This window comes from Acinetobacter sp. R933-2 (genome assembly GCF_030325485.1).
GTDB lineage: Bacteria > Pseudomonadota > Gammaproteobacteria > Pseudomonadales > Moraxellaceae > Acinetobacter > Acinetobacter sichuanensis.
In genome coordinates this window covers 1-3,431 of record NZ_JACAIJ010000042.1, presented here as the reverse complement: position 1 = coordinate 3,431, position 3,431 = coordinate 1, and the positions used below count along the sequence as shown (strand labels likewise).

General features: G+C 39.1%; 3 protein-coding genes and 1 pseudogene. All 4 read right to left on the bottom strand.

Annotation, left to right across the window (positions count from 1 at the left end; all coding sequences use genetic code 11):
• Positions 1-70 precede the first annotated feature (70 nt).
• Positions 71-547, bottom strand: a pseudogene (locus tag HX005_RS19410) (GMP synthase (glutamine-hydrolyzing)); the annotation flags it as partial.
• A 56-nt stretch (positions 548-603) separates the two neighbouring features.
• A complete protein-coding gene (gene estT, locus HX005_RS19405; protein ID WP_077782102.1) occupies positions 604-1,464 on the bottom strand; it encodes a macrolide hydrolase EstT in 861 nt (286 codons plus the stop codon).
• A gap of 17 nt (positions 1,465-1,481) precedes the next feature.
• Positions 1,482-2,618, bottom strand: coding sequence for a tetracycline-inactivating monooxygenase Tet(X) (gene tet(X) / locus HX005_RS19400; RefSeq protein WP_044502094.1), 1,137 nt, complete (start codon positions 2,616-2,618; stop codon positions 1,482-1,484).
• A gap of 23 nt (positions 2,619-2,641) precedes the next feature.
• Positions 2,642-2,953, bottom strand: a complete 312-nt coding sequence (locus tag HX005_RS19395) for a nuclear transport factor 2 family protein (protein WP_228390949.1) — start codon at positions 2,951-2,953, stop codon at positions 2,642-2,644.
• Between the last annotated feature and the right edge of the window lie 478 nt (positions 2,954-3,431).

Here is a 3,431-nt window from a genome sequence, read left to right as displayed (position 1 = left end):
GCTTAGCGGAAAGTTCTTTTACCCTCAGCCGAAATGCCTGCCGTTGCTAGACATTGCCAGCCAGTGCCCGTCACTCCCACTCAATAGTTGCCGGCGGCTTTGAGGAAACATCGTAGGTTACCCGCGAAATACCGGGAATCTCATTAATGATGCGGCTAGAAACCGTTTCTAAAAACTCATACGGCAAGTGTGCCCAGCGCGCTGTCATAAAATCGATAGTTTCTACTGCGCGCAATGCCACCACATACTCATAGCGGCGGGCATCGCCCACTACGCCAACCGACTTCACTGGCAAGAATACAGCGAAGGCTTGGCTGGTTTTGTGATACAGGTCAGCGGCATACAGCTCTTCGATAAAGATGGCATCAGCCAAGCGCAACCTGTCGGCATATTCTTTTTTTACTTCGCCAAGAATACGCACACCCAAGCCAGGGCCAGGGAAGGGATGACGGTAAACCATGTCGTAGGGCAGACCTAACTCCATACCGATCTTGCGCACCTCATCTTTAAACAGCTCGCGCAGCGGCTCCACCAGCTTGAGCGTCATAACACATTGATATTAGCTTCAATCTCTAAACCGTTGATTTGGAAATACATAATACCCTATTTGTTCATTCTTTTGTTATTTGTTGTATGTTGCGTTATTCCATCAATAATTTTATTCCAATCTTCGAAATGTAGTTCGTGTCCGGTTCCATCAAGCGTTATTAGTTTTGAGCCGTTTATCTTTTCAAGTAAAACTGCTGAATTCTTAAAATGCCATATTTTATCGTCCGTTCCGTGTACAATTAAGGTTGGTTGATTGATTTCGCTCAATCTGTTCCAGTATTCTTCACCACCTTGCAGTGCCGCATGATTGAACATACTTATATAGTTATTAGCTCTTTTAAATTCGGCTCTAATCAGTTTTTCACTTCTTTGTTTGTCAAATTGTTTCCTGCCGCTCATCAATTCAGCACCTTGAATTAAATAATTTGCCACACTGTCTTCATTTGTCCAATCTACGGTTTCAGCTTTTCCGTGAAAATCTAAAATACGCGTATCCATTTCAGGAATTGTGGGGTCTGAGTCGCCCCAAGGACCTGATGAGATTAGTGTTATTGAACTTACCCTGTCGGCATATTTTATTGATGCTATTTGAGAAATCAGTCCGCCCAGTGAAATTCCCACAAAATTGGCTTTGACTATTTTATAGCCGTCCAAAATTGAAATAGCATCATGGGTTAAGTCAACAATATCATAGGGGGTTGAACCCGGTTCGTAATTAGTAGATTTTCCTACGTCCCTATTGTCGTAGCGAATAACAAAAAATCCCTTTTCAGATAGTTTCTGGCAAAATTCAGCATCCCAATACAACATGGATACCGTTGCTCCCGCAATCAAGAGTATTGCCGGATCTTTTTCACATCCAAAACTTTCGGTAAAAAGTCTTATTCCGTTTTTTTTAACTATTTTCTCTTTCATTTCCTCGCCTTTCTGTTTTATAGATTCATTAGTTTTTGGAAAGAAAAGTCGAGGCTGAACATTTCCGTTTCGTTTATTATTGATTCTGCCTGTGCTTCTCTTCCATAAGCAAACATTTGCTGTTCATAATTTTCAATAGCCTCTTCAATGCTGTTAAATTTCCCATTGGTCAGATTATCCGACAATATCAAGGCATCCATCAACCCACTGTTTACGCCTTGTCCTGCAAAAGGAGGCATCAAATGAGCAGCATCTCCAATCATCGTTATGGGTAATGGACGCTTACTTTTCCAAGACTTATCTAAGGGAAATATTCGTGTCGCTAACCCTACAAAAGATGATGTCAAACGAATCAGTTCTTTGTAGCGTTCGTCCCAATCGGAAAATTTTTTCAGGAGAAAATCAACGACACTATTTCTGTCTTGAAAATCTACCCGCGTTTTGCTTTTCCATTCATCAGGTGTTTTAAAACTTATTCCAAAATGCAATGCACCATTATTATTAGGATTCGCAAATAATAAATTACCTTGATGAGCAGCCATTAGCCGGTTTCCATTGCAAAGCTGAAAAAATCCAGGACAGTTCACCTCCGGTTGATGAATATCGGCTTGTATATTGAAAGTACCTGTTTCTTCAACTTCCGTGTCGGTAACAAATTTTCTTACTTTAGACATTCCACCATTGGCAATAATAACCAGATCTGCTGTTTCACTCGATTTATCCTCAAAAGTTAGTATCCACTTCTCCTTATCAGGTTCAAGGGTAACAAGTTTTCTATCCCAAATGACGGTATCATTTTGTAAACTATTTAATAGGATAGTCCTTAAGTCATTTCTGTTTATTTCAGGATTGTCAAAACGATTTTCGGGTCTTACATTTTTTGTGGTTAAAATATTGCCCTTTTCATCAACAATATTTACACCCATTGGTAAAGCTAAGTCATAATAAGTTTGTAACAATCCCGCTCTTTTCATTGCTTCCTGTCCCGAATCCCTGTGCAGATCAAGTGTCCCACCAAAAATCCTTGCATCTTGGTCTTTGTCTCTCTCGTAAACTGTAATGTCCACGCCGTTTTGCTGTAACAATCTCGCCATTGTTAATCCAACAGGCCCGGCACCAATTATTGTAATTTTTTTATGTTTTAGTAAAGTCATATTCTTGTTCGCTGGTTTTAATGTCAACTAATGTCTGTCAATTTAATCACTTTGTTTTTTTTAAATTCAAACACGGATTTTCCTGATAACTTTAGCTTTTGCCCTTTTTTTAAGCCGTTCGGAAAGTCAATTGCTAAAATTGCTGTATAATCAATTTCTATTTCAGTGCTGTTGTCAAAATGCCTAAACGATTTAACTGTCTGTGTTCTCTTTGCAAAGTATGTTTTTGCTGTTTCTGCCTGTTGTTTAAACGCTGTTAACCCTTTCAGCGATAAACTTATATCATTATTTTGAATGTTTTCAAAAACAATATTATCGTCAAGGTCTGCAACCATTTTTTTGATATCAAATTGGTTGTATCCATCGATGTAGTTATTGATGATGTTTACTCTGTCGGTCATATTTTGTAATTATTTATCGGTTACATATTGGTGTTGTCTGTAGGTTGTTCTACGATAATTGCCAACTTTTAACTTCTATACGAAGGAACATGTTGGGATACTTGAACTTTCGATTTAGCGCCAACACGAGCAAACCGAAGTTAGCACCTACTCTCTATTCAGCATATTTTTTAAAAATACTTGTGGCAATGTGTCCGCCAAAACCAAAAGTATTACTCATTGCGTAATTCACTTGCCGTTGTTGTGATTGGTGTAACGTCAAGTTAAATATATCCCTATATTCAGGTTCAATATCTACCGAATTGATTGTTGGCGGAACAATGTTATTCTGAACAACGTATAGGAAGAATAAACGCCCTTTTCACCCAAGTCCAACAGCTTTGGACCGCAGTTGACTCTTTCGACACCCCTG